The sequence below is a fragment of the Amycolatopsis echigonensis genome (assembly GCF_014174495.1).
Lineage (GTDB): Bacteria > Actinomycetota > Actinomycetes > Mycobacteriales > Pseudonocardiaceae > Amycolatopsis > Amycolatopsis echigonensis.
On sequence record NZ_JACJHR010000001.1, the window covers coordinates 119104 to 142778 of the forward strand.

The window sequence follows — 23675 nt, forward strand, 5'->3', positions numbered from 1 at the left end:
TCGTCGCGGGTTTGATCTTGCGGATGATCACCGGGGGCTGCCGCCCGGGGACATCTTGGGGACAGACCCCGGTTGGAACGAACGCCGGCCGAACCGAACAGCTCTCGGCCCCGGGCAAGTAACGCGCGCGCGGGCCCATCCGATGACAGGAACTAGCTTCGAGTGGCCTACAGAGGGAGCGCACAGAGTGACCGGGCTGGAGACAGGCCTTGTGATGGGTGGGAAGTTCCTCGCCCCGCATGCCGCCAAGGCCGCGCTCAAACTCGCGAAGAGAGTCACCTATCGGTGGCGAGTAGATCGCGACGTTCATGGCCGCTTGAACCTCAAGTACCGGAGGCGACACTTTCGTTCGTGGCTCAAGACGATCAAGGCCAGCGACCTAGACCAGCCTGTCGAGATTGGCGGACCCGAGCTTGCAGTCCGCCTCTCTAAGTGGCTAAGTGAGCGCGACCCAGCGTGGGAGCGCAACCCGGAGAGACTATCTTGCGCTCGCCGCATCATTGAAGCGACATACCTCGCGATCCTCAAGCTGGCAGACCCAGGACTCGAACGACAGCTGCGCGAGCAATGGAGCCGAGGTCGCAATGAAGATCTCATCGAACGACTGGTAACCCTCACAGGGCGAAGCGCGCCGGTTAGCCCGGAAGATCTGTCAGTCTGGCTCCTCCGCCGCTCGACGGAACGAAGACGGCTTCGGCTCGCAGCCTTCGACGTCGATGCGGACGCCGTCGACGACCAACTCGATGCACTTCGTGCATTCGTTCCTGACCTCCGCGCGGGATCATTTCGAGTACTGGTCGGATCGTTCGGAGCAGGCAAGTCGGAGATCGCAGAAGAATGGCACCGGATCACTATTTCGCGGATTACCGAGAGCCCGACCTCGCCGGTTCCCGTTTGGCTTTCCGCTCGCGACGTCGCAGCAAGCGGCTTAGAATCCAGCCTTGCGCAGCTGGCGGGCGATGTCCGGGTTCGTTCACATGGCGCTGCGATAGTGGTCGACGGCCTCGATGAGGTTGACGGCGCGACAGCAGAAGCGATCGCACGCGACGCACGGGTGCTGGTAGCGGGCGACCCGCGGAGCACAGTTCTAGCGACGTGTCGCCCAAGCGTCTTGCTTGAAAGCGCTGACGATATTGCGGTCGACGGATTCAGCGAAGATGCCGCGAGAGCATTTGTTGAAGCACTCGCTGGCGGAAGGCATTTGACTTTCAAATGGTCAGACGATCTAATAGACACAATCCGTCGACCGTTTTTCGCGCTAGCCGCAGGCTCCTTAATTGCAGCCGGGCATTCTGCTGCAAATCAGGTCGAACTGATCGACAAGTTGGTCCAAGGCGCTCTCACGCGTCCGAACAGCTCTTCCGCGACCAGCTCGAGCGATTTGTTCAAAATACTCATCAGGCTGGGCGTATCTCTCACTAGATCAAGTGGCCGCCTTGACGGTTTGTCCTTTCAAGAACGTCAGTCCGTGTTGTCAACCCGACTAGTAAGCCGCAACGTTAGCAACAATGCATCATTCGTCTTGCCGATATTCGAGCAATGGTTTGCGGCACAAGCACTAATTGAAGAGAGCGATCTATTCGCCGAAGCGATCAGCAGTCCAGAACATTTCGATCGATGGCGATGGGCTGTTGCGATCGCCACGCTTGACGGAAACTCCGATCAAGTCGACGATATGATCGAGGGATGCGTTCGATCAAATCCAGGCGCAGGCGCGTGGCTTATCGAACAAATTACACCACAGAAATCTACCTCACAGTCGGCAGACGAAGGATCAGTTGATCCAGATTCAGTCGGGAGCCGGTTACTCCGCGCGAACCGGGCGTGGATCGATTCACTCGGACCACTATCGACCATGCTATTTCCAATTGCCGATGCGTCGAAGCCGATTAGGCTCGGCACAAGAGTTACAGGCCGCTTCCTCGAAGTTGGATGGTCGACTACTGCGCCAACCGCAGACGAATGCATACCACTACCGGACCACATTCAATTCTTCTCACCGAGCGATAAGGAATGGCAATTCAGGTCCGGGGGACGCCTTCCGGGAGGGATTCAATGGCCTTGGACCAAAGTACGCGACCATATCGCAAGCAGCACCCTTAACCTTCTCAACGGCCCAACAGTGCTCGGGCCGATGGGCGGCATCTGGCATCAAGAGATCCGGTACCGTACAGCTAGGCTTCTAGTGTCGGAGAGCGGAATGCGGCACGATCCACTGAACCGCCAGAGAGTCATTAAAGCCGGAATATCGCTGGTAAACCAAATTGACCCCAATGTCGAGAACGCCACCATCCAATTGGGATCCCATACGGTTGAACTCGTTGATATCAAGGATTTAATCGCATGGCTTCAAAGTCAGGGATTTGAGTCACTTGAACGTGTCGCCCCAAGGTCCGACGTGCTCCAACCTTCACCGGGCGGTTGGGTGTGGGACTTGTACACACCTGAGCACATGGCACGATTTTGTGCGGAGACGTACGGACTTGCATGCGTTGCGTATGACGAGGTGGCCAATACCAGCTTCTCAGCCTTCGGCTGGTCACTTGGTCATAGAGTGATTCGGCCGTTCGGGATATTCGGGCTGGTAACGTACCAAGAATCAGCACTTGGCACGACTCCGACATTTGCTTACGAGATGCTTCCCGAGGAAGTTTTGCGAGAGGTCATCTCCAAAGAAGAAGGCCTTATAGTTTCGACCAACGGCCGGTCGGCAGTCAAGCTCCTCCCGCACCCGACAGGCGACAGTGACGATTGGCGAAAATTGGCAGAGGCGCAAGCGAAGCTAACTTCCGAGTGGATCCTTAAGAACGAGATAAAGACACCGTTCCAGAACATCTCTTCATACAACACCATCATCGAGTGCGGCCACGAACGTCCAGTGAGCTATGTCGCGGCACAGTGGATTTGGGCTGACCTTAATCTCCTATCTTTGGCGAAAGGAACTTTTCCACAATTGGACCGATGACTCTAGACGGCTCGCAAGCGGCGTTTCTCGCGCGCAACTGTCAGATGTTTCGAAAGCAACCCCCGCGTCCGTGATCGACTGCTGATCGGGGTGGAGGTACCGCTGTGTCGTCGACAGCGAGCCGTGGCCGGCAATCTTCCTCAACACATGGACGGGTACGCCCGCGTCAGCCATCCACGTAAGGCCGGTGTGGCGAAGATCGTGACGGCGGAGGTGTTCAAACCCCAGCTTGGTCACGACCTCGTCCCAGTGCGTCGCGTCTCGCAGGACCGCGGTGCTGATCCGACCGCCGCGAGGACCGGTGAACAGCCTCGCCATCGGCTCGGGGCCGACCGCATCCAGTCGGCTCGCTCGCCACCAACGGCCGGATCTCCTCGATCAGAGGCACCTCCCGGGCTCGTTTGCCCTTAGCGGCCTTGTCCATCAGCCCGCCAGGTGCCGTGGTCGTCTGCCGACGGACAGTCCACAGCCACTTCTCTCGGTCGATGTCGCAGACCCGAACCCCTGAGACTTCGCCGATCCGGGCGGCCGTGGAAGCCATGAACTTAACTATGTTGCCTCACCCAACGAACTCGTCGGACGATCGTGCGACCAGCGCATCAGCTAGGCGCAGGAGAGTTGGCCAGTCCGGGAGGGCCAAGGAGCGAGGGTCGTCAAGCTCGTCCTCCGCCATCTCGAATTCGCGCTGCCATTCGGCGATACGGGCGGGGTTCTGGCTGATGAGCTCGTCTCGATGCGCCTGCTCCCTCGCAAGGCTGTTCTTGATGGTGGATTTGCTGCAGCCGTCGGCGATCCAAGCCATCGCGGCGCGGTCCACTACGCCGTACGTGATCATGCATATGGGCAAGTGCCCAAGCGTCGGCTTGACACGCTTTCGCCAGCCGGCCAGATACGGGGTCGGTCGTCTTCGCCGCCAACCCCCGGATCTCGACTGACAGGTTGAGGTCCCCGTACTCTCCGAGCGGCATCTCGGCAGCTGCCGGATCTACGCCGCTTGCCGCGGCGCGCTCCATCCCGCTGATCCAGTCTTCGGCTTCATCGCGAGTTTCGTGCGACTGCGAGATCGAGGGGTAACCGCCGGTTTCGGGGTCGCTCCAACGAACCCGCGCACGATAGGGCAACGGCCGGCCTTCGCGGTACTCGATGTCGGTCGCGAGAGACACACCCCATCGGCGGCAGGCGGCGCTTACCAGTTTTTGTTCGATGCCAACGTAGTCTCCAGTGTCATCCGGGAACTCGAACGAGCACCGAGGGTTTTTGACCACCTACTAGTGGGGGCCTCTTCGTCCATCCCGTCGACCTGGCGTGAGCCCGATCAAGTCTGTCAAGGGGGCCCGTTTCTGGGGTGGTGAGTGTGCGTGCGGTCTGCCCCCTTGACAGGCTTGATAGCCCCTTGGGGAGGTCGAGATGACGGCGTGGTTCGCACTCACCGCAGGTGACTACCGCGGGGTGCTTGCTGCGGGGCAGGCCGGTGAGCAGGTCTCGGCGACGCATAGCGTCTCGGTGCAGCTCATAGCACAACAGGCGAAGGCGTTCGCCCGCATGGGCATGCGCGCCGAAATGAAACAAACGCTGGAACGCGGGCGAGTTGCCCTCGATAAGCTTCAGTATCCAGCCAATATTGACAACCACTTCGTAGTCGACCCGTCGAAGTACGACTTCTACGTGATGGACTGTTACCGCCACGTCGGCGAGGACCGGCTCGCGCGTGAACTGTCTGAGGAAGTAATTCGCGTGAGTTCGGGATTTCAGGACCAAGACCGCTGGCCGATGCGCATTGCCGAGGCTCAGATCACGCTGGGAGTCGCAGCGGCGCGAGAGGGCGATCTCGACGGCGCGGTTGTGTATGGCCGACGAGCGCTCGGCAACGGTCGGCGTTCGCTTCCGTCGCTGAGCATGGTCTCGCGCGACCTGTCGTCGGTGCTGCAGGAACGCTATCCCGGTGAGCCTGCGGCAGATGAGTTCGTTTCTGAGCTTCGCGAGATTCAGCGGCCGGCATAGGCCCCGGGGACAAGTTGGGGACAGCGCACGCGGCGACACGCGCGAAACGCCAGGACGTGAGCAACTGTCGACGCTTCACATTTTGCTGTTTTCTCAGGTCAACGCACTAGCTGAGTCCTGGGGCCAAGGGGTCGCAGGTTCAAATCCTGTCAGCCCGACCGGACGACGGGTTTCCGCAGCTCAGAGCAGCGGAAGCCCGTTTTTTCATGTGGTCGCAGGTGTCCTTCCGGTCTAGCGCAGCGCTCGGTGACACCTTGACTGCAGGCTCTCCTCATGCCGATCACTTTGACTAAACAGGGTGTGCCCTCGAGGAGTGGGACCGCGGCCTCCGCGTCGGCAACAAACCTCACACCACCGCTACAACTACGAACTCGCCGTCGCCCAGTTCGCCGACTTCCTCGGCAGTGAGGACCTCCCTGCGGTTTCTCGCCGACGCCGACGACCCCACCGACGTGGGACGCAAGCACGTCGAGTCGTTCATCGCCTGGATGATCCAAACCCGTTCCGCATCCACCGCCCTGAACAAATACAAAGCACTCCAGCAGTCCTTTAACTACCTGCTCGACGCCGAAGAAAACGACCGCCATCCGATGGCCAAGCTCAGCCAGCCGGCCACCACCGAAAAAATCATCCCCGTAGTCGGCGACGAACAGCTCGCCGAGCTGCTCGAAACGGGCAAAGGCAAAACCTTCCGCGACTGCCGCGACATGCCGATGAGCCGAAGCTCGCTCGTGGGGTTTTCCGACCGAGCGCCTTCCGTTCGGGCGGGCCCGGCTGTACTGGGCTGGTATCGAACCCGGTTACCGATCGGTCAGCTGACCATGCCGGCCTCGACCTCCGGGATCGGTTGCTCCTCGAGGACGGTGATGGCACAGGAGTCGGCCCACTGCAGGTGATGGTGATCGCGGACCATGTCGAGCGCGTCGTCCATGGTGTCGGCCTGCAGGATCGTCATACCGATGACCTCGGTCGGGGCAGCCATGGCGCCATCGCGGGTCACGGTCCTTGCATTGCCGAGCGGTCGGCCGGGATCGATCAGTGCCGGTCCGAGCCGAGCAAACCAATCCGTCCAGAGCTGCATGCCGGCCTGGGCCTCCTCGGGCGTGGCCGTTGCGAAACGTTCCGCGACCTCTTGCGGAGCGCGGTACAACACGATGAAGCGTGCCATTTCGTTGTCTCCTTGCTCTCATGACTCTCGTTCGCCGTCAGTGATGGTCGATGAAAGCGTGCGCGACACCTCGTTGAGCGAGACCGTGAGTTCACGCAACTTGGCCTCGCTCAGCTGTGACACGACCTCGGCGAACCATGCCACCTGCCGCTGATAGATCGCGCTTAGTACCTCGTGTCCCCGGGGGGTGAGTTCGGCAAGCTTCGTGCGGCGGTCGGTGGGGTGTGGCCGATACGCGATCAACCCCTCTCGCTCCAGCACGTCGGCCACCCGCTGCACGCTCTGCCGTGCGTGCCCCATCTCGGCCGCCATCTCAGCAACGGTCCGCGGCTGGAATGCCCGACCGAGCACTTGCCACCTCGCTGCGCTCTGCCCCAAGGGACCGGAGATGCGCTCGCCTGCCTGAATTATCAATCCGTTGACGTCAAAGACCGCGAGTACGAACTCGCTCCACGCGTCCTCTGGCCCACGCCGATGACTCACGACGGGAGTCTCGCACGATCGACAGCATGCTGTCAATTAACTCGTTTATGAGCGCGCCCCGGGACGGCAGGAGAGTGTTCTACGCCAACCGGAACGGCAGAGGCGGCACCCTCGCTCTCGACCCCGCCGCCTGGGAGCGCGATCTCTTCCGCATCCTCGGCAACCGCCGGTTCACCCCAGACTGCCAAGCGTCGCCCGAGATTGTCACCGCGGTGCCGCCGGGCAGATCGTGCATGTTTCTTGAAGGCGTCGCACGGGTCAGTGCTCGAGGCGGTAGTGCGTCGTGGCCCAGGGCGGACTTGACGGTGAGCCCAGGTCGACCCCTCAACCCTGCATGGCGGGTGCGGCACTCACTGTGGTCGTCGAAATGTCTGGTTCTGCTGCCATCGTCGGCGAGCCGCCCGCATCACCACGTCCGAGGGCCGCCGCGCAGGTGGACAACTCGCGCCGGAACCTCCGGCTTCCGAGCCGACACCGTTAAGCCCATGCGATCGGCGACTGCGGCAAACTGGCTCCGCTGACCCGCATCGGCTAAGCCGCGGTCCACCCGCCGTCGACAGTGAGTGTGCTGCCGACGGTATAGGTCGCGGCGTCGGACGCCAGGTAGACGGCCGTTCCGCCGGGCTCATGCGGAGCTGCCACGCGGGTCTGCGGGGTACGGGCGAGGAGGCGCTCACTCCATTTGCTTGCCGTCGCCCCGGCTTCGATGTCCTCCCATGCATCCCGGACGAGCTGCAGCCGCAACAGCATGGGCAGCGCTGCTGGGCTTCGCTCGGCTCACACTCGCTGTGCCACGCGCTGGCAGCTGGCGAGCGGGCTTGCCGGTCCGAGCGGCGGGTTGCGCCGTGTCCGAACTGGGTCGCGGCGAGGAACTTCTGTTTCACGGCACCGGGGTGATGTCCTCCTGGCTGGGCCGCCAGACTGAGTCGCACCACACTCCGGCGGCACTGAGCGTGAGCGCGGGCGGCGATCTGCTGGCCGGATGCGATTCCGTCGGTGGCCGGTGGCGATCAGGTGGTGCTCGGCCGTCACAAATGGCCCCCGCCGTCGGCCAGGTCTACGTGGTGGACCGGATCGGCGCGGTCTGTGGTGAATGTGGCAATCCGCGCCTAATGCGCATTCCGCCCGGCTGGCGGTATGGACCGATATATTCCGGCTGACGTAAACGTCGCCCGTCGCATAGCTGCAGGTGATTTGTGTGTTTCGACTGAATAAGGTCAAGGGCGACGTCGCAGCAATCAGCGCCGAATCGGTCACACTGCGTCGATATTTCGGCGGTTGTCGCTCCTGGGTGTCTGGGAAAATGCATCTGCAATCAGGCGGATTGCTTTTGTTCACCTCGCATTTTCTTCCCCGACCGCTTTGGCGAAGAAAGATACGGCGCACACGGAAATGTGCGACGTCTCGTTGTACTCGACTCCATGGAGAGCCATGCCGAAGTTCACTCGCCCGGCCGTAGCCGGCGCTGCGATGGCGTCCGCCGCATCGCTGCTCGTGCTTTCGACCCTGCCTGCCGACGCGCAGTCGGCGGGCGCGCCCGCGAACAAGCACGTTCTGCTGATTTCGGTCGACGGCATGCACCAGAGCGACCTCGACTGGTATGTCGCCACCCACCCGGGTTCGACGCTGGCCAAGCTCTCGCGCGGCGGCAGCGAATACACCAACGCGCAGGCGTCCAACCCGTCGGACTCCGACCCCGGCGGCACCGCGCTGATGACCGGCGGCAACCCCAAGTCGACCGGCGTCTACTACGACGTCGAGTACAGCCACAAAACCGACGAGCCCGGCTCCGCCTGCACGCCGGGCAAGCCGGCCACCGGCGGCGATGTCGTCTACGACTCGCCGGACGACGCGCTGGCGAACGTCAATGACTTCATCAACCCGTCGAACGGCACGTTCCCGTCCTTCGACGAGAACGGTTCGATCTACGCCAAGGGCGTCGACAAGAACCCGGCCGCGATCATGAACCTGAAGAACGACGCCTCGTCGTTCAATGCCTCGACGTTTCCCGTCGACCCGGCGACCTGCAAGAACATCACGCCGTGGGACTACCTGGGCACGAACTCGATCTTCCAGGTGATCCACAACGCCGGTCGGCGCACCGCCTGGTCGGACAAGCACGCCGTTTATCTGTCGTTCAACGGCCCGGGCTCGAACGGCCAGAGCATCGACGACTTCTTCGGTCCCGAAATCGACTCGCAGGCCGTCATGCCGAACGGCGTCCCCTACCCGCAGGACGACGACTGGGCGCACATCGACGCCGCCACCAAGCAGTACGACGGCTACAAGGTCCAGGCAGTCCTCAACGAGCTCGACGGCCGCGACCACTCGGGCAAGGCGCAGGTCGGCACCCCGGCGGTTCTCGGCATGAACTTCCAGGCCGTATCGGTCGCGCAGAAGAGCCGCTCGACCTCGACCACGCTGATCGGACCGGACGCGAAGGGCAACTACACCACCAGCGCGCCGCAGCCGGGCGGCTACCAGTGGGTCAACGGCAAGCTCGTCCCCGGCCCGGCCCTGTCGAGCGCCTTCGACTACGTCGACGCCCAGCTGGGCAAGATGTCCGCCGAGATCCACAAGGACGGCCTCGCGGACTCGACGACGGTCATCGTCACGGCGAAGCACGGCCAGTCGCCGATGAACCCGAACGAGCTCGTCACGGTCCAGGACGGCCCGATCGTCAGCGCGATCAACGCTGCCTGGGCCCAGAAGCACCCGGACAACAAGAGCCTGATCGTCGCCGGCACCGACGACGACCTGTGGCAGTCCTACCTCTCGGACACCTCGCAGGCCGCGTGCGATTTCGTCAAGAACTACCTGTGGAACCACACCGCGCAGGGTTACGACGTCAACAAGAAGCCGGTCACGGTCCAGCACTCGGGCCTCACCCAGATCTGGGCGGGCTCTGATGCCGCCGGCTTCTTCGGCGTCCCGGTGAACAACGGCCACTACCCGGACGTGTTCGGCAAGGTCCAGGAAGGCGTCGTCTACTCGAAGCCGACCAAGCTCGCGGAGCACGGCGGCATGAACACCGGCGACCGCAACGTCCTGATGGTCGTCAACGGCCCGGGCGTCCCGGCTCAGGTCCAGTCGAACCCGGTCGAGACCACCCAGGTCGCGCCGACGATCCTCTCGGCTCTCGGCCTCGACCCGGCGTCGCTGCAGGCCGTCCGCACCGAGGGCACGCAGGTCCTGCCCGGCATCGGCGGAGCGCACCGCTGATCCAGCCCCGCTCGACCGGAGCGCCGGGATCCCGCACCGGATCCCGGCGCTTCTGCGCTGCCGGGCTTCTCGTCGAGACCGGAGCGGCGACAGGCAACCGGCGCTGCTGAACAGCCTGCGCACGCACGGCGGCCGCTTCGGCCTGCAGACGATGTGCGTCGCCGGCGATGTGACTTAAGGGTTCGCGTTTCCTCGCTGGCTTGGAGGTCGGGTCAGGGCATTTCCTGTCTGGCGCTCCGTGAGCGTGTTGCGGCGCTCGCGGAGGTGTTCCGGTCGTGCCCGGCTACGTTCGAGATTCTCGGGCCGGCGACTTGCGGGGTCTTGCCTCGCGAAGTCGAGGTGCTGCTGAGCCAAGCGGTCTAGACCGGCGCAAGGCGTCGAGTGGATCGGCGAGAGGGCAGCGGCACGCTGTCTGCTCGCTTGGCGATCGCGGCTGGAGCCTGTCGACTGGCTGCGGAGCGCGCCGGTCGGCTTGGATGTCCGCGGCCATCGCCAGCGTTCGGTGACGCCTTGACTGGAGGCTCTCCTCATGCCGATCACTTTGACTAAACAGGGTCTGCCCCGCCCGGCCAGCGACCGCCGGATCTCCTACCTCGAGAAGTGGGACCGGAGCCTCCGCGCTGACGACTCACGGGCAATCAGGCGGAATTGCAGAGCCTGAGCGCTCGTCGGGGTGGTGTGACGACGGGTGGGACGGCGGGCCGCCGGTGCGCGCCCCGGCTTGGTGTCGAGCACCGGTCCGGCGGTCGCGACGACGTCCCTGCGGTGGTAATCGCAGGTATCAGAACCGGGGGAGTCGGGTAGTGCGCATCGGCTTAACGACTTCCGGATGGAAGGTTCCTCAGGGTGCGTTTGAGGATCTTCCCGTTGGCGTTCTTGGGAAGCTCGTTGAGAAATGTGACGGACTTCGGTTTCTTGAAGGACGCCAGGTGCGCACGGGTGTGTGCGATGAGTTCTGTCTCGGTGACGTCGGCGCCCGGGCTGGTCACGACGAACGCGCCGACGTTCTCGCCCCATTCTGGGTCGGGGAGGCCGACGACCGCGGCTTCGTGGACAGCTGGATGGGCGAGCAGGACTTCTTCGACCTCGCGGGGGTAGATGTTCGAGCCGCCGCTGATGATGACGTCTTTCGAGCGGTCGGTGAGATACAGGAATCCGTGTTCGTCGACGTGCCCGACGTCGCCGGTCAGCAGCCAGCCGTTGTCGACGGCGGCGGCGGTGGCGGCTGGATCGGACCAGTAGCCGGTCATCACGACGTCGCCGCGGACCCGGATTTCTCCGGTCGTTCCGGGGGGAAGTTCGGTGCCGTCGGCGTCGGCGACCCGGACCTCGACGCCGGTGAACGGCTGGCCGCAGGACCGGCGGCGAGGGTGTGCGCGGTTGTGAGGAATCTGGTCCGATTTCATGACTGCGATGGTCATGGGCGCCTCGCCTTGCCCGTACATCTGGGTGATGATCGGGCCGAATGCGTCGAGTGCTTGCTGCAGATCTTCTTGATATAGCGCGGCTCCGCCGATGACGAGGCTGCGCAGTCGTGGAAGCGCTGGTGCGGAGCCGGCTCGGGCTTCGTCGGTCAGCCGACGCAGCATCGTGGGTGCGAGGAACGCTCCGTGCGTGACCTGGTTGGCTTCGGCGAGCGCGAGATAGTCGGCTGGCTCGAAGCTGCCGGCCGCGGAGATTACGTTGACCGCTCCGTGCCCCACGGCGGGGAGCAGGTACATCCCGCTGCCGTGGGTGAGCGGAGCGGCGTGGAGGAAAACGGCGTCGTCGTGGACCGGGTCGACGTCGGCGTAGTAGTTGAGCGTCATGCTCAGCAGATTCCGGTGAGTGAGGGTGGCGCCCTTCGGCCGCCCGGTGGTCCCTGAGGTGTAGAAGATCCAGGCGGGGTCCTCAGGGCGCACTTCGGCGACCGGCACCGGCCGTCCGGCTGTGAGTGCCTCGTACGAAGGTGAGTCGGTGCGGAGCACGGTGGCATCGGTGGTGTCGCTGCTTGCCGCGTCGCCGGTTTCGGGTGCGACGACGAGGAGCTTCGCTCCGGAATGGCCGAGGACGTATGCCACCTCCCGGGGGTGCAGGTGCCGGTTGAGAGGCACTGTCACCAGCCCGGCCCAGAAGGTCGCCCACAGCAGTTCGAAGAGGTCGGGCCCGTTCGGCAGGACGAGCGCGACCCGGTCGCCGGTGCGGAGCCCGAGCGCCTGCAGTCCTCCGGCCAGGCGGGCGATCCGGTCGCGGGCGAGCGCGTAGCTCGCGGATCGGTCGCCGTGGCGCCAGGCGTCGCGTGCCGGTACCCGGAGCGCGCTCGCTGCCAGCAGAGTTGCCGCGTTCATCGTGTCGTCAGCCTTCGGCGTTGCCCGGTTCGGGGAAGTGCTCCACCGGCGAGCCCGGCGGAATGGCGTCGTTGACGAGCGGGCCGCCGTCCTCGCGCCACATCTCGTAGGCGATCTCCTTGGTGATCTTGCCGTCCTTGAGTTCGAAGCAGTGCACGATGCGGGCGCTGACCCGGGTGCCGACGGGGAAGGGCAGGTTGGGCATCTCGTCGCCGACCACGGTCACGTCGGCGATCGCGTCGTCGAAGACGAAGTTCTCGGTGGCGAAGCGACGCAGCGAGGTCAAGGAGTGGAACTGCAGGGTGCGGAAGATCCCCAGGTAGCCCTCGCGGACTTTGCCGTGGTCGGTGTAGACGAGCCCGCGGTTGGGGGCTTCCCAGGAGATTTCGGGGGCGTAGAGCGCGATTGCCTTGTCGACGTCGTCGGGGTTTTCGTTGTGGAAGTGTTCTTGGACCACTTCGAGATTGCGCGCGATGATCTCGTCGCGGGTCAGCGCCGCGTCCGGTCGCATGGTCGTCATGAGTCAGGGATCCTTACGGCAGAAGGGAAAGGTTAGTTGGTGAGCCACGGGTAGCGGGTGGTGTCCTCGCCGGCGTAGTCCGGGTCGAGGTAGACGAAGAGACGCTGGATCTTGAAGTCGCGGATTTCGAACACGTCGCACCACGGCCCGGCGGAGGTCACTCCCGCCCGCCACTCGACGCCGTTCGCGGTCGTGCCGTGGCTGGTGCCTTCGACGACGACCTTGTCGCCGTCGACGACATAGTTGAAGTACGCGGTGTGGTGTTCGATCGACGAGATGATGCCGCCGAGCTGGCCGAAGAACTCGCGGATTTTGTCGATGCCGCGGACCACGCCGTATTTCGGGAAGCAGAACTCGGCGTCGTCGGCGAAGAGTTCGAGGACGTTGCCGCCGGAATCGACTCGTTTGAGGAACTCCAGGGCGACCGACTTGCGCTGTTCGTCGGTCATGGTGCCGGTCGTGACGGTCATTTCGAGCCTCCTTGATCGAATGAATGGCCGGGCTCAGGTTCGGGAGAGGGCGGCCTTCGCCGCTTCGCGCAGCGCGCCGACCGGGTCGTCGGCCTTGTCGTGGCTGCGCCAGGCGATGTGCCGGTCGGGCCGGACCAGCAGGCAGCCGCCGTCGGTCACCTCGCGGGTTCTGGCCCAGTCGCCGTACACGTCGTCGAAGGCGAGCCGGTAGCCGATGGGTGCGCCGACGATCTCGACACCCAGTTCGGCGCTGATCTTCTCGGCGGCGGCGGTCCAGGCTTCGCCGCCGATCCCGGTGATCAGGGTGAATGTGCCGTGCCCGACGACGTCGAGCGTCGAGATCTGCTTGCCGTGGCGTTCGATCCAGACGTGGGGGAGGTAGGCGCCGGGGTGGGTGGTGGGGTGGTAGTAGAGCTCGGGATCGCGGGGGCAGGCCGGGAACGGGGTGCCGTCGTCGACGACGGCGGCTGAGGTGTAGCGCTGGCCGAGTTCGACCCCGTGCGCGTGGAAGTGGTACGCGTTCTCGTCGAGGCAGTCTTCGAGCGCTTTCCGTCGCCTGCGGCCGTCGTCGGTGTCGGCGAAGAAACCGTCGATCGCCGCCCAGCCTTCCTCGTCGGTCTGGCCCGGCCGGATGCCGAGGATGGACGGCACCCGGCCCACGATGTCGGCGCTTTTCAGGGCGCGGTCCACGACCTGGCGACCTACCGGGTGCCGTTCCTGGTGGTAGGTCTCGAGCAGTGCTTCGCCGGCGTGTCCCTGGATGACCGCGGCCAGTTTCCAGGCGAGGTTGTAGGCGTCCTGGATCGAGGTGTTGGACCCGAGGCCGTTCGCGGGCGGGTGCCGGTGCGCGGCGTCGCCGGCCAGGAATACCCGTCCTCGCCGGTACTCGGTGGCGAGGACGTGGTTGACCTGCCACGTCGAGACGTTCTTGATCGTCACCGGGACGCTGTCGTCGCCGATCGCCTTGTGGACGCGCGGCAGCATCGCTTCCTCGCTGGTGTCGATCTCCTCGGTGTCCGGGTCGTACATGAACACCAGGACCCATTCGTTCCAGGGCCGCACGGTGATGAAGACTCCGGAGCCCAGCCAGAAATCCTTGCCCGGCTGGACCGTCCAGAACAGCACGCCCGGGCGGTGGGCGCGGAAGCGCGAGAGGTCGGCTTCGAGCCAGACGTTGACCGCGTACCCGAGACCGGTTTCTCCCTCCAGCGAGAACCCGAGCTGGTCGGCGACCGTCGAGCGGCCGCCGTCGGCGCCGATGGCGTACTTCGCCTTGATCAGATAGGTCTCGCCGGTGTGGCGGTACCGAACGGTCGCCGTGACCCCGGCGTCGTCCTGGGCGATTTCGATCAGTTCGGTGGAGAACCGGATGTCGGCGCCGCGGTCGAGCGCGCCCTGCAGGATCAGGGGCTCGAACAGGTGCTGGGGCATGTTGCACATGGCCGACGGGCTGCCGGCCTCGTAGTCGGCCTTGCGCTGGACCATCGTCCCCCAGGTTTTCACCCGGGCGATCTCCTTGCCCGCCATGCTCGTGGCCCACACGTTGTCGGCCATCAGCTCGTTGGGCACCGAAACGGCGCGCACCTGCTCCTCGATGCCGAGGTCGCGCATGACTTCCATGGTGCGCTGGTTCGTGATGTGCGCCCGCGGCGTGTTGGCAGTGCGCGGATACTTGGTGACAGTGATGGCCTCGACGCCGTACATCGCCAGGAACGCCGCGGCCGTGAGTCCGCAGGGCCCGGCGCCCACGACGAGGACATCGGTTTCGACGACTCGCATGGTCGGTCTCCTTCCCGGTCAGTCGCGGGACGCGACGAGACGGTGGGTCATCCGGCCCAGCCCGTCGATCCGGGTGGTCAGCACATCGCCGGCGGCGAGGTAGCGCTGCGGGTGCGAGGCGAGTCCGACGCCGGCCGGGGTCCCGGTGAAGATCAGGTCGCCGGGGTAGAGCGTGACGACCTCGGAAAGCTGTTCGATCAGCGCGGGCACCGAGAAGATCAGGTCCGAGGTCCGGCTTTTCTGGACCTCTTCGCCGTTGATCGCGCAGGCGATCTCCAGGTCGTCCGGGTTCTCCAGTTCGTCCGGGGTGACCACCCACGGCCCGGTCGGGCTGAAGCCGGGATGCGACTTGGCCAGGCTGAACTGCGGCGCGGGCCCGGCGAGCTGCCGGGTTCGCTCGGAAATGTCCTGGCCGTTGGTCAGCCCGGCGACGTGCTCCCACGCGTCCTGTTCGCGCACGGCGCGCGCCTCGCGGCCGATCACGACGACCAGTTCCGCTTCCCAGTCGACGTTCCCGTCGACGAGGGCGATGTCGCCGGCCGGTCCGGTCAGCGACGAGGCGAATTTGGTGAACACCGAAGCCTTGTCCGGGATGTCGAAGCCCGACTCGACCGCGTGCGCCCGGTAGTTGAGCGCGATCGCGAAGATCTGCCGCGGCCTCGGCACCGGCGGGCCGAGCAGCGCCTCGTCGAAACTCCGCGGAGCCAGCGTCGCAGTTCGCGCCCACTCACGGAACTCGGCCCACTGCTCCAGGACTGCCTGCGGGTCCGGGCCGAAACGCCCGCCGCTGTCCCGGGCGACGTCAGCCGCTTCGTCGCCGGTCACCAGGACCGCTCGTCCTGCCAGGTTTGCCAACTTCATCGTCGTCCTCCTCGGCCGGGGCGGCCGGCGCCACCCTGCGCTGTGGGACTCAGCATGACCGCAAACTTTCTAAAGTTCAAGCGAAAGAGGAAAGTTGCCGGTACGTTCTCTTCTGCTGCTACTGTGGAACCATGGCGCGATCCACGCACGGGACCCGCGCGGACGACACGTTCGCGACGATGCGGGCCGACATCCTGGCCGGGCGGCTGGCCCCGGGGGAGAAGCTGAAATTCCCGGAACTCGGCGCCCGGTACGGCGTCGGCGTGGGAGTGCTCCGTGAAGCCCTGACCCGGTTGGCCGAGCAGGAGCTCGTCCGGTCGCAGCCGCACCAGGGTTTCCAGGTGACGCCGTTGTCCGCGGAGGATCTGACTGATCTCACCGCCGCCCGCGTGGCGATCGAGTGCCTCGTGCTGCGGATGTCGCTGGCCGAGGGCGACACGCCGTGGGAGTCGGATCTGGTCGCGAAGCACCACACGCTCGAGCGGACTCCGCAGTACGACGAGGACGATCCGGAACGGGTCAGCGACGCGTGGTCGCGCGCGCACGCCGACTTCCACCACACGCTGCTGGCCGGCTGCCGCAACTCCCGGCTGCTGGGCATCGCGAATTCGCTGCGCGACTCGGCAGAGCTTTACCGCTCGTGGTCGCAGCAGCATTCGAGGCATCCCGGCCGCGATGTGATCGCGGAACACCGCACTCTCATGGAACTCGCGCTCGCCCGCGACACCGAAGCCGCTGTCGAGGCGTTGGAGCGGCATATCAGCCACACCACGGAAATCCTGCTCGACGGGGACCGAGCTTCCCGGTCTGACGGCGGGTTTCCGCGTGCACGTCCGGAGCTCTCAGCCCGAGTGGCGGGCGCTGGGCGGATCGCGGTCGAGACGACCCCGTGACAGGTAGGGAGCGCGAACTGCGCACCCGAACCATTCGAGGTCCGCCCGTCGCGCGAAAGGCTGGTAGTCGTGAATCTCGGCCTTGCAGGGAAGAGCCTGCGCGCCATGACCATCGAGTACAGTGCGGTCCTGCACTTCTCCGACGATTGCACGGCGCGCATCGAGTCGCCATTCACCTTCAGCACCGCAGGCGAGCAGTACAGTTTTTCTCCCGACAGCGATCCGCAAGAATCATTTCGGCCGATGGATGTCGTGCTGTCCGATATTGTGACGAAGGCAGACGCTGATGATGCGGGCGCTCTGAACATCGTGTTCGACAGCGGGGCTGTGATTCGGGTGGAACCCGACGACGAATACGAAGCATGGACAGTGTCGGGACCCGGCGGGTTCCTGGTCGTCTCCATGCCTGGCGGGGAACTTGCGACCTGGGACGCAAAGCCTGACGTTTCCTGACGAGGTTTCGCCTGCCTCCAAGCGCACCGACACGGTCAAGTCCGAGGTGTCCTCGGTCGCAGCAAGCTCGTCGTGCGGGTGCGCCGCCGGAATCGGCGCGGCGTGTCTCCGACCGCATCACGGAGCCTCGCAGCCGTTGTCGTCGTCAAGCCCGTCTCCCTGCGAGCCCTCGCCGAGACCGCACTTGCCCAGGTCCCCGACGGCATCGGACTGGTGGAGAGCTCAAGAACCTGACCGGGTTCGATCTCGACGAGCTGTCGCCTCTCGCTTACGCGAAGACGTCACGGTCCCGACGCTGCTCGCCAGGTCCACCACGACTCCAGCACACGCCCCGACGACGTCCAGGGCGGTGACGACAACCTCGCCTCAACGGACCAGAAGTTGTAGCGGACCGAGGGAACTACTCGCCGCTTCGATGGCCTGCTGGCCGGGGCAGCCGTCGCTTCGGCGATGTCCGCTGATCGGTGGTGGCCGTACCGCGGCGGCCGGGGTTCCTGCACCGTCGCCACTGCCCGCGACGCGAGCGAGTAACAGCTCGGCTGCGCTGCAGCTTTCCTTGGCGTACGGCGGTATCCAGGGAGAATTCAGGTCGGGGAATAGTTCCCGGCGAACGGTGCTCGGCCGGTCCGGGTCTGTCCACTGTGGTCATGGCAGCGGCCGGGCTCATACCGTGCCGGGGGACCAGATTCAAGTGAAGAAATCCGAATCGGCGCTTTCCGAGAACCGAAGCTGGTTTTCGGGAGGATCGTTGACGCTCCGCGTGACGGCTGCGTATGGATACAGGCATGCCACAATCCGCGGTTCGCGTCTACGACCGGCTCTACATCGGCGGCGAGTGGGTCGCGCCCGCTGACGGCGAGAACGCCGAGAGCATCGATCCGGCCACCGGACGGGCGTGGGCAGTGGTCGCCACCGGCGGTCCGGCGGACGTGGACCGGGCCGTCGATGCCGCTCGCGCGGCTTTTCCGCGCTGGCGGCGCACTCCGGGGCACGAGCGGGCCGCGCTGCTGCGCCGGTTCGCGGATCTGTTCCGGTCTGCTCTTCCGGAATTGATCGAGGTCGAGTCCCGGGACACCGGGACGCCTGTGACTGATCTGCGTGCTTCGTTGCCCGCGCAAGTGCAGTGGTACCACTGGTTCGCGTCGCTCGCGGACAAGGCGCAGGGCGCGACGATCCCGTTCGACGATTCCGTGCACGCGTTCACGACCAGGGTCCCGGTCGGTGTCGTCGGCGCGATCGTGCCGTGGAACGCCCCGCTGCTGGCCACCTGCCTCAAGCTCGGCGCCGCGCTCGCCGCGGGGTGTGTCGTGGTGCTCAAACCGGCCGAACAGACTCCGGTGTCCGCGCTGCTGCTGGCTCGTCTCGCGCATGAGGCGGGTTTCCCGCCGGGCGTGTTCAACGTGGTCAACGGCGCCGGCTCCCGGGTCGGCGCGCACCTGGTCGCGCACCCCGGCGTGGACAAGATTTCGTTCACCGGGTCCACCGCGACCGGCCGCCGGATGCTGCGCGAGGGTTCAGGCAATCTGAAGCGGTTTACCTTCGAGCTCGGCGGCAAAGCTCCGCACATCATCTTCGATGACGCCGACGTCGAGCAGGCACTGAACGCCGCGACCGCGTCGGCCTGGAGGTTGTGCGGGCAGAGTTGCGCGCTGGGCTCCCGGGTTCTGGTGCACCGCCCGCTGTACGACCGGGTCGTCGAGGAGTTCCGCACCCGCGCCGGTCGCGTCCGGGTCGGGCTGCCGCACGACGAATCCGTCCGGATGGGGCCGCAGGCGCACGCCGAACAGCTGGCGAAGACCCTGTCCTATGTCGAGCTGGGCACGCACGAAGGGGCCGAGCTTGTGCCGGCGGCGCGCGCATCACCGACGGCGGTCTGGCCGATGGTTATTTCGTCCAGCCGACGGTGTTCGCCCGGGCGACGAACGCGATGCGGATCGCCCGGGAAGAGATCTTCGGGCCGGTGGCGACCCTGATCCCGTTCGAAGACGAGGACGAGGCGGTCGACATCGCGAACGACACGGACTACGGCCTGACGGCTGGCCTGTGGACCCGCGATTTGTCCCGAGCGCACCGGGTCGCCGGCCGGATCGAGGCTGGCTCGGTGTGGGTCAACACCTATTCGTTCGTCCGGTGGTCCATGCCCTACGGGGGTTTCAAGGCCAGCGGATGGGGGAGGGAGAACGGGATCGACGCGCTGGCCCCGTACCTGGAGACCCGGACGACCGTGATCGGGCTGAACGGGACCTTCCCCGACCCGTATTCGGCGTAGCACCTCTGAAAGGAAGCGCGATGGCAGCGAAGGCACCCATTCCGGAAGACAAGATCCGGTGGGCGATCGACGTCGAAGAGATCAAGACGGTGATGGCGAAGTACTGTCACGGGATCGACAAGCAGGACGAAGAGCTGTTCATGAGCATCTGGTCCGAGGACGCGGAGTACGTGCTGCCCCGAGGGGAAGGGCGGGGCATCGACGGCGTCCGGGCGTTGGTGCGGAAGGTGTGGGTGCAGGTGCCGCGGTGCCACCACCACATCACGAACCCGGTGATCGAGGTCGACGGCGACACCGCGGCAGCGAAGGCCGACGTCTTCTACTTCCGGATGACCGAAGGCGGTGTGCGGGAGTTGTTGTCCGGCGGGTACGACTTCGAGTTCGTCCGGCAAGACGGCGGATGGAAGACGCGCCGGATGGAGTTCAGCCCGTTCGTCTCCGCCAGCCCGGTATTCGCCGACAATCCGGCTGCCGCCCACGGCTGAGGAGACGACCCCGCTTCGTGGGCTGCAACGGCATCGCTGGCGCAGGCCACGAAGCGGGGCCGTCAGTGCTTGCCGCCTTGCGCGTCGGCCAGGACGTGCCGTTCGGACCTCGTCGCGAAAGACCGTCTTCGGCAATGGAAAAGCCGCAGAAATGGAAGAACAACTGCCAGGTCTACCACGGACAGGCAGAGTGGCGGCCAATGAATCACAGCGGAGACGTGTCAGCTTCAGACTGCCAGGCGGCCTCGATGGAGCGAGACGGCGTCAGTTGGGGCTAACTCGTGCTCGCCGTGGCTCGGGCCAAGCACGAACCGCCCTGGATTGAGATGGAGTTTTACCGCGGGACTCTGAGGGACGCTCAGCCTTGGCGCTACAGCGAACGTGCGGATCCGGACGACTATGACACGGCTGCCGAGCTTCGGAGAGGTGCGCTGGCGGACCGCAGCGGACGCAGCCGCCCAAGGCAAGACCTTCGCGCAAGCCGAGAAGGCGATCATCAGACCCGTCCGCACTTGCCGGGAGATCGTGCCAGTGCTCCGCTCCACGAATTTCCGCACCTGCGGATCCCATGGAACGGCAGCCTCAACAGGTCGCCACCACGGCTAGCAGACGGCACCATCCGAGTGGCCAACCGGCATTGCCGAACCCCATCCACAGTCGCGAACGGTCATCACCGACCGTTCGAAAAGCGCGGTCCGCGACGCCTTCCGCGCCCTCGGCTACTCGCCGCGCCAGCAGGACGCCAACCACGTCGACCGCTGGTGCGGCCTCCCCCGACGATCACGACACAGAGGAGGGGGCGGTCTGCCGGCCGGGTCGAGTACGCCGGACGAACCGATCCCCGCGACCGTTTTCAGAGCCCCGTTGTTCAGGCACGATGATGCCGTGCATGGAAGCGGGCGCGCGTCGAAGGCGGCCGACCGCTTGGTCGGACGCACGGCCGAGCTGGAGCTGCTTCGCTCGTGCCTGGATTCGGCCGGTGGCGGGCGTCCGGTCGTCATGATGTGTGTGGGCGAGCCGGGCATCGGCAAGACGCGCCTGGCGGAGGCTCTGGGCGAGGCGGCTGGGGCGGCCGGTTTCGTGCAGGCTTGGGGCCTCGGCGACGAGGCGGACGGCGCCCCACCCTTCTGGCCGTGGATACGAATCCTGCGCCAACTCGCGCAGGAAACCCGCGTGCGCGAGCGCGTCCTGGCTGAGGCGCTGGAGGTTCTCTCCGGCCGTGACGTGGGGCAGTATGCGGCTGACGCGCAGGCGCGGTTCCGTCGATTCGAGACTGTCGTGGAGGCGCTGCGCGAAGTCGCCGCAGCGTCGCCGACGCTGATCATTCTCGATGACGCGCACTGGGTCGACGAGTCCTCGATTCTGCTGTTGCAGCATGTCACGCGCGGGCTGCGAAGCGAGCGGCTGTGCGTGGTGGTGACGATGCGAGCGACTGATCCGCGCGTCCGAGCGGTGAGGAGCGACCTGCTACGGAGCCCGTTCGCGCGCGAGCTGTCGCTACACGGCTTGCCAGTCTCCGGCGTTCGCGAATACTTGGACGCAGCGGGTCTGCTCGCCGACGATGCGGACGCCGAACGCGTTCATGAGCTCACCGGCGGCAATCCGCTGTTCCTGGCCGAATACGCGCGCACATATCGCACAGGCGGGCTTTCTCCGACCGTGCGCGAGACGATTGCGCGCCGTATTCGGACGTTGCCGGCGGACACGTCGCGCGTCCTGGCCAGCGCCGCCGTTCTCGGGCCGGAGTTTCTGGTGTCCGAGGTGACGGAGGTGGCTGGCTTCACTCAGACGGACGTTCAAGCAGCTCTCGACGACTTGGACCTTGCCGGCCTCGTCGCGCCGACCGCGGCAGGTCGGTACCGCTTCGTGCACTCGCTAGTGCGCGACGCGGTGGAAAGCGGTCTGGGCCATGCCGATCGAGCCGCCCTGCACCGTCAAGCCGCACGAATCGCGGAGGGGCGCCCGGAACCCGACCTGTTCGCCGTCGCGCACCACCTCGCCGAGGCGGCCGACGGTGACCCGGCGGGAGCGCTCGTGGCGATTCGGCGGGCGGCCGACGAGGCGATGCGGCGGCTCGCGTTCGAACCAGCGGTCCGGCTCTACCGCCTGGCGCTGTCGATCGGTGCTGATCTGGAACCAGCCGAACAATTCGAGCTCTTGATGTCTCTCCAACGCGCGAGCCACGACGCGGGTGACCTCGGCGAGCGCCTTGCTTCGGCGACACGTGCCGCGTCGCTGGCTCGGCAGATCGGCCGGGGAGACCTGCTCGCCGAGGTTGCCCTGGCGATGCCGCCGGTCGGCCACATCGGCTTCGACCTCGCGACTCGACGGCTGTGCACCGAGGCGTTGGACGCCGTCGACCCCCAGGACCTACGGCTGCGCGCGATGTTGTCCGCGTGCTATGCGGAAACGTTCAACTACCAGGCCGACGCGCTCGCTGGGCGCCGGGCGAGCCGGGCCGCGCTCGAACTTGCGGAGGCGAGCGGCGAGCCGACCGCGGTGATGGCCGCCTGCCGGTCGTTCCAAACGCTGTTCGCCGGCCCGGACGATCTCGACACGCGCGCCGAGATCGCCGAACGGATGATGCGGGTCGCCGAGTCAACCCAAGATGCCCACCACGAACTCACCGCGCGGACGGCGTGGACAACCGTCCTGCTGGAGCGCGGCGACCTGGACGGCGCTGCCGACCAGGTCGCCGCGTCATCCGTGCCAACCGAGAAAATCGGCACGCCGGTCGCGCGGTTGCATTTGTTGTTGGCGCAGGCGACGCTCGCGCAGGCGCGCGGCCGCGTGGTCGAGGCGCGCCGGCTGGCCGACGCCGCCCACGCCGCAGCGGGCGGGACCGGACTGCCCAACGCACGTCACGGGCGGGCAGCACTGCTGGGCAACCTCGGCCGCCATGCCGGGCACGACGACACGACGCTGTCCGCGTCGGGTGACTCGGCTGCGCCGAACCCCGGTGGCGCACCTCCGGTCATCGCCGGTATCGCCTTGGCGCACAGCCTGGTGACCGCGGGGCACACGGCCGAGGCGGCGGAGGTCTACGACTCGCTCGGGTCGCCGCGGCACTGGCGTCCGGCCCCGCACGTCACCCTGTTGTGCGCGGCCATGGGCATCGCGGTGGCGTCGGAGCTAGGCCGGGGCGAGGATCTGCCGGTCTTCGTCGAACGGCTGGCCAACTATCGAGGTCATCACGTAGTCAGCGGCGTCGGGGCGCTCGCCTATCTCGGGCCGGTCGAACTCTGGCTGGGCACAGCTGCCCGAAATCTCGGAAACCTCAGCGGTGCCCTGGAAGACCTCCAAGCGGCCCGCGACATCTGCGAACGCGTTGCCGCTCTCGGCTTCCAGTGCGACGCCGAAATCGAGATCGCCGCGGCACTCGTCGCACGAGGTGCCCCCGGCGACGCGAGGCGGGCGCGGCAGCTGATCGCGCACGCAACGGCCGTGGCGAACTCCCACCGCATGCCAGGCGTCCGCCGGCGTGCGGACTCGGTCCGCACGCAGCCAACCGGCACGAGTCTGCTCACGCGCCGCGAATGGGAGGTCGCCCGACTTGTCGCGGCGGGCCTGACAAACCGGCAGATCGGTGAGCGTCTCGTGCTTTCCGAGCGGACCGCGCAGAACCACGTCCAGCACATCCTCGACAAGCTCGGGGTGAACACGCGAAGTGCGATCGCGACGTGGGTGGCCGAGAACCGAGGTGAGTAGGAATCTGAGTCATCCGGCGGATCTGCGCGCAGCCGCCGGCTCGTAGCGTCCGGTTCGTCGACGACTCGCGA

The 23675-nt window shown here is 65.8% G+C and carries 21 protein-coding genes; 11 read left to right on the forward strand and 10 right to left on the reverse strand.

All coding sequences use genetic code 11. The features are described 5' to 3' along the window. Positions 1 to 187: 187 nt before the first annotated feature. Complete coding sequence (locus tag H5411_RS00585; protein ID WP_183122612.1) at positions 188 to 2965, forward strand: NACHT domain-containing protein; 2778 nt, start codon at positions 188 to 190, stop codon at positions 2963 to 2965. Here the strand turns inward: H5411_RS00585 and H5411_RS47280 are convergent. Next, positions 2924 to 3283 (reverse strand): tyrosine-type recombinase/integrase, encoded by a 360-nt coding sequence (locus tag H5411_RS47280; RefSeq protein WP_246368612.1) that lies wholly within the window; start codon positions 3281 to 3283, stop codon positions 2924 to 2926. The genes H5411_RS00585 and H5411_RS47280 overlap by 42 nt on opposite strands. A 241-nt stretch (positions 3284 to 3524) precedes the next feature. Further along, entirely contained in the window at positions 3525 to 3800 is a 276-nt protein-coding gene (locus H5411_RS47285; RefSeq protein ID WP_246368613.1) for a hypothetical protein, read from the reverse strand. Between the two features lie 572 nt (positions 3801 to 4372). On the opposite strand from H5411_RS47285, the gene H5411_RS00595 reads away from it, so the two are divergent. Both H5411_RS00595 and H5411_RS00600 read left to right on the forward strand, forming a co-directional pair. Further along, a complete protein-coding gene (locus H5411_RS00595) occupies positions 4373 to 4966 on the forward strand; it encodes a hypothetical protein (RefSeq protein WP_183122613.1) in 594 nt (197 codons plus the stop codon). A gap of 404 nt (positions 4967 to 5370) precedes the next feature. Next, on the forward strand, positions 5371 to 5862 hold the full coding sequence (locus H5411_RS00600) for a phage integrase N-terminal SAM-like domain-containing protein (RefSeq protein ID WP_183122614.1): 492 nt from the start codon (positions 5371 to 5373) through the stop codon (positions 5860 to 5862). On the opposite strand, the gene H5411_RS00605 is transcribed toward H5411_RS00600, so the two are convergent. From H5411_RS00605 to H5411_RS00615, 3 genes are all read right to left on the reverse strand, one after another. After that, on the reverse strand, positions 5778 to 6134 hold the full coding sequence (locus tag H5411_RS00605) for a YciI family protein (protein ID WP_101440364.1): 357 nt from the start codon (positions 6132 to 6134) through the stop codon (positions 5778 to 5780). The two genes, H5411_RS00600 and H5411_RS00605, sit on opposite strands and share 85 nt — an antisense overlap. An 18-nt stretch (positions 6135 to 6152) precedes the next feature. Beyond that, positions 6153 to 6617, reverse strand: a complete 465-nt coding sequence (locus tag H5411_RS00610; protein WP_312877361.1) for a MarR family winged helix-turn-helix transcriptional regulator — start codon at positions 6615 to 6617, stop codon at positions 6153 to 6155. A 531-nt stretch (positions 6618 to 7148) separates the two neighbouring features. Next, positions 7149 to 7367, reverse strand: coding sequence for an SDR family oxidoreductase (locus H5411_RS00615; protein ID WP_183122615.1), 219 nt, complete (start codon positions 7365 to 7367; stop codon positions 7149 to 7151). A 95-nt stretch (positions 7368 to 7462) separates the two neighbouring features. Between H5411_RS00615 and H5411_RS00620 the strand changes: the two genes are divergently transcribed. Continuing rightward, complete coding sequence (locus tag H5411_RS00620; protein ID WP_183122616.1) at positions 7463 to 7777, forward strand: hypothetical protein; 315 nt, start codon at positions 7463 to 7465, stop codon at positions 7775 to 7777. 271 nt (positions 7778 to 8048) lie between these two features. Then, a complete protein-coding gene (locus H5411_RS00625) occupies positions 8049 to 9839 on the forward strand; it encodes an alkaline phosphatase family protein (protein ID WP_220816309.1) in 1791 nt (596 codons plus the stop codon). 815 nt (positions 9840 to 10654) lie between these two features. Here the strand turns inward: H5411_RS00625 and H5411_RS00630 are convergent. The 5 genes from H5411_RS00630 to H5411_RS00650 are packed head-to-tail and all read right to left on the reverse strand — an operon-like array spanning position 10655 to position 15796. After that, a complete protein-coding gene (locus H5411_RS00630) occupies positions 10655 to 12166 on the reverse strand; it encodes a class I adenylate-forming enzyme family protein (protein ID WP_183122617.1) in 1512 nt (503 codons plus the stop codon). Between the two features lie 7 nt (positions 12167 to 12173). Next, the gene (locus tag H5411_RS00635) at positions 12174 to 12686 is read right to left on the reverse strand and encodes a nuclear transport factor 2 family protein (protein WP_183122618.1); all 513 of its coding nucleotides are present in this window, start codon (positions 12684 to 12686) and stop codon (positions 12174 to 12176) included. A 32-nt stretch (positions 12687 to 12718) separates the two neighbouring features. Next, positions 12719 to 13156 (reverse strand): nuclear transport factor 2 family protein, encoded by a 438-nt coding sequence (locus tag H5411_RS00640; protein WP_183122619.1) that lies wholly within the window; start codon positions 13154 to 13156, stop codon positions 12719 to 12721. A 33-nt stretch (positions 13157 to 13189) separates the two neighbouring features. After that, on the reverse strand, positions 13190 to 14935 hold the full coding sequence (locus H5411_RS00645; RefSeq protein ID WP_183122620.1) for an FAD-dependent oxidoreductase: 1746 nt from the start codon (positions 14933 to 14935) through the stop codon (positions 13190 to 13192). A gap of 18 nt (positions 14936 to 14953) precedes the next feature. After that, positions 14954 to 15796 (reverse strand): fumarylacetoacetate hydrolase family protein, encoded by an 843-nt coding sequence (locus H5411_RS00650; RefSeq protein WP_183122621.1) that lies wholly within the window; start codon positions 15794 to 15796, stop codon positions 14954 to 14956. 131 nt (positions 15797 to 15927) lie between these two features. Between H5411_RS00650 and H5411_RS00655 the strand changes: the two genes are divergently transcribed. The 6 genes from H5411_RS00655 (at position 15928) to H5411_RS00675 (ending at position 23604) form a co-directional block, all read left to right on the forward strand. Continuing rightward, complete coding sequence (locus H5411_RS00655) at positions 15928 to 16689, forward strand: GntR family transcriptional regulator (protein WP_183122622.1); 762 nt, start codon at positions 15928 to 15930, stop codon at positions 16687 to 16689. 69 nt (positions 16690 to 16758) lie between these two features. Next, entirely contained in the window at positions 16759 to 17142 is a 384-nt protein-coding gene (locus H5411_RS00660) for a DUF6188 family protein (RefSeq protein ID WP_312877362.1), read from the forward strand. Positions 17143 to 17927: 785 nt separating this feature from the next. After that, entirely contained in the window at positions 17928 to 19115 is a 1188-nt protein-coding gene (locus H5411_RS00665; protein ID WP_220816310.1) for an aldehyde dehydrogenase family protein, read from the forward strand. Beyond that, on the forward strand, positions 19016 to 19411 hold the full coding sequence (locus H5411_RS48305; RefSeq protein ID WP_281377135.1) for an aldehyde dehydrogenase family protein: 396 nt from the start codon (positions 19016 to 19018) through the stop codon (positions 19409 to 19411). The genes H5411_RS00665 and H5411_RS48305 overlap by 100 nt, the downstream gene beginning before the upstream one ends. A 20-nt stretch (positions 19412 to 19431) precedes the next feature. Then, a complete protein-coding gene (locus H5411_RS00670) occupies positions 19432 to 19896 on the forward strand; it encodes a nuclear transport factor 2 family protein (protein WP_183122624.1) in 465 nt (154 codons plus the stop codon). Between the two features lie 885 nt (positions 19897 to 20781). Then, positions 20782 to 23604, forward strand: a complete 2823-nt coding sequence (locus H5411_RS00675; RefSeq protein ID WP_183122625.1) for an ATP-binding protein — start codon at positions 20782 to 20784, stop codon at positions 23602 to 23604. The last annotated feature ends 71 nt before the right edge of the window (positions 23605 to 23675 follow it).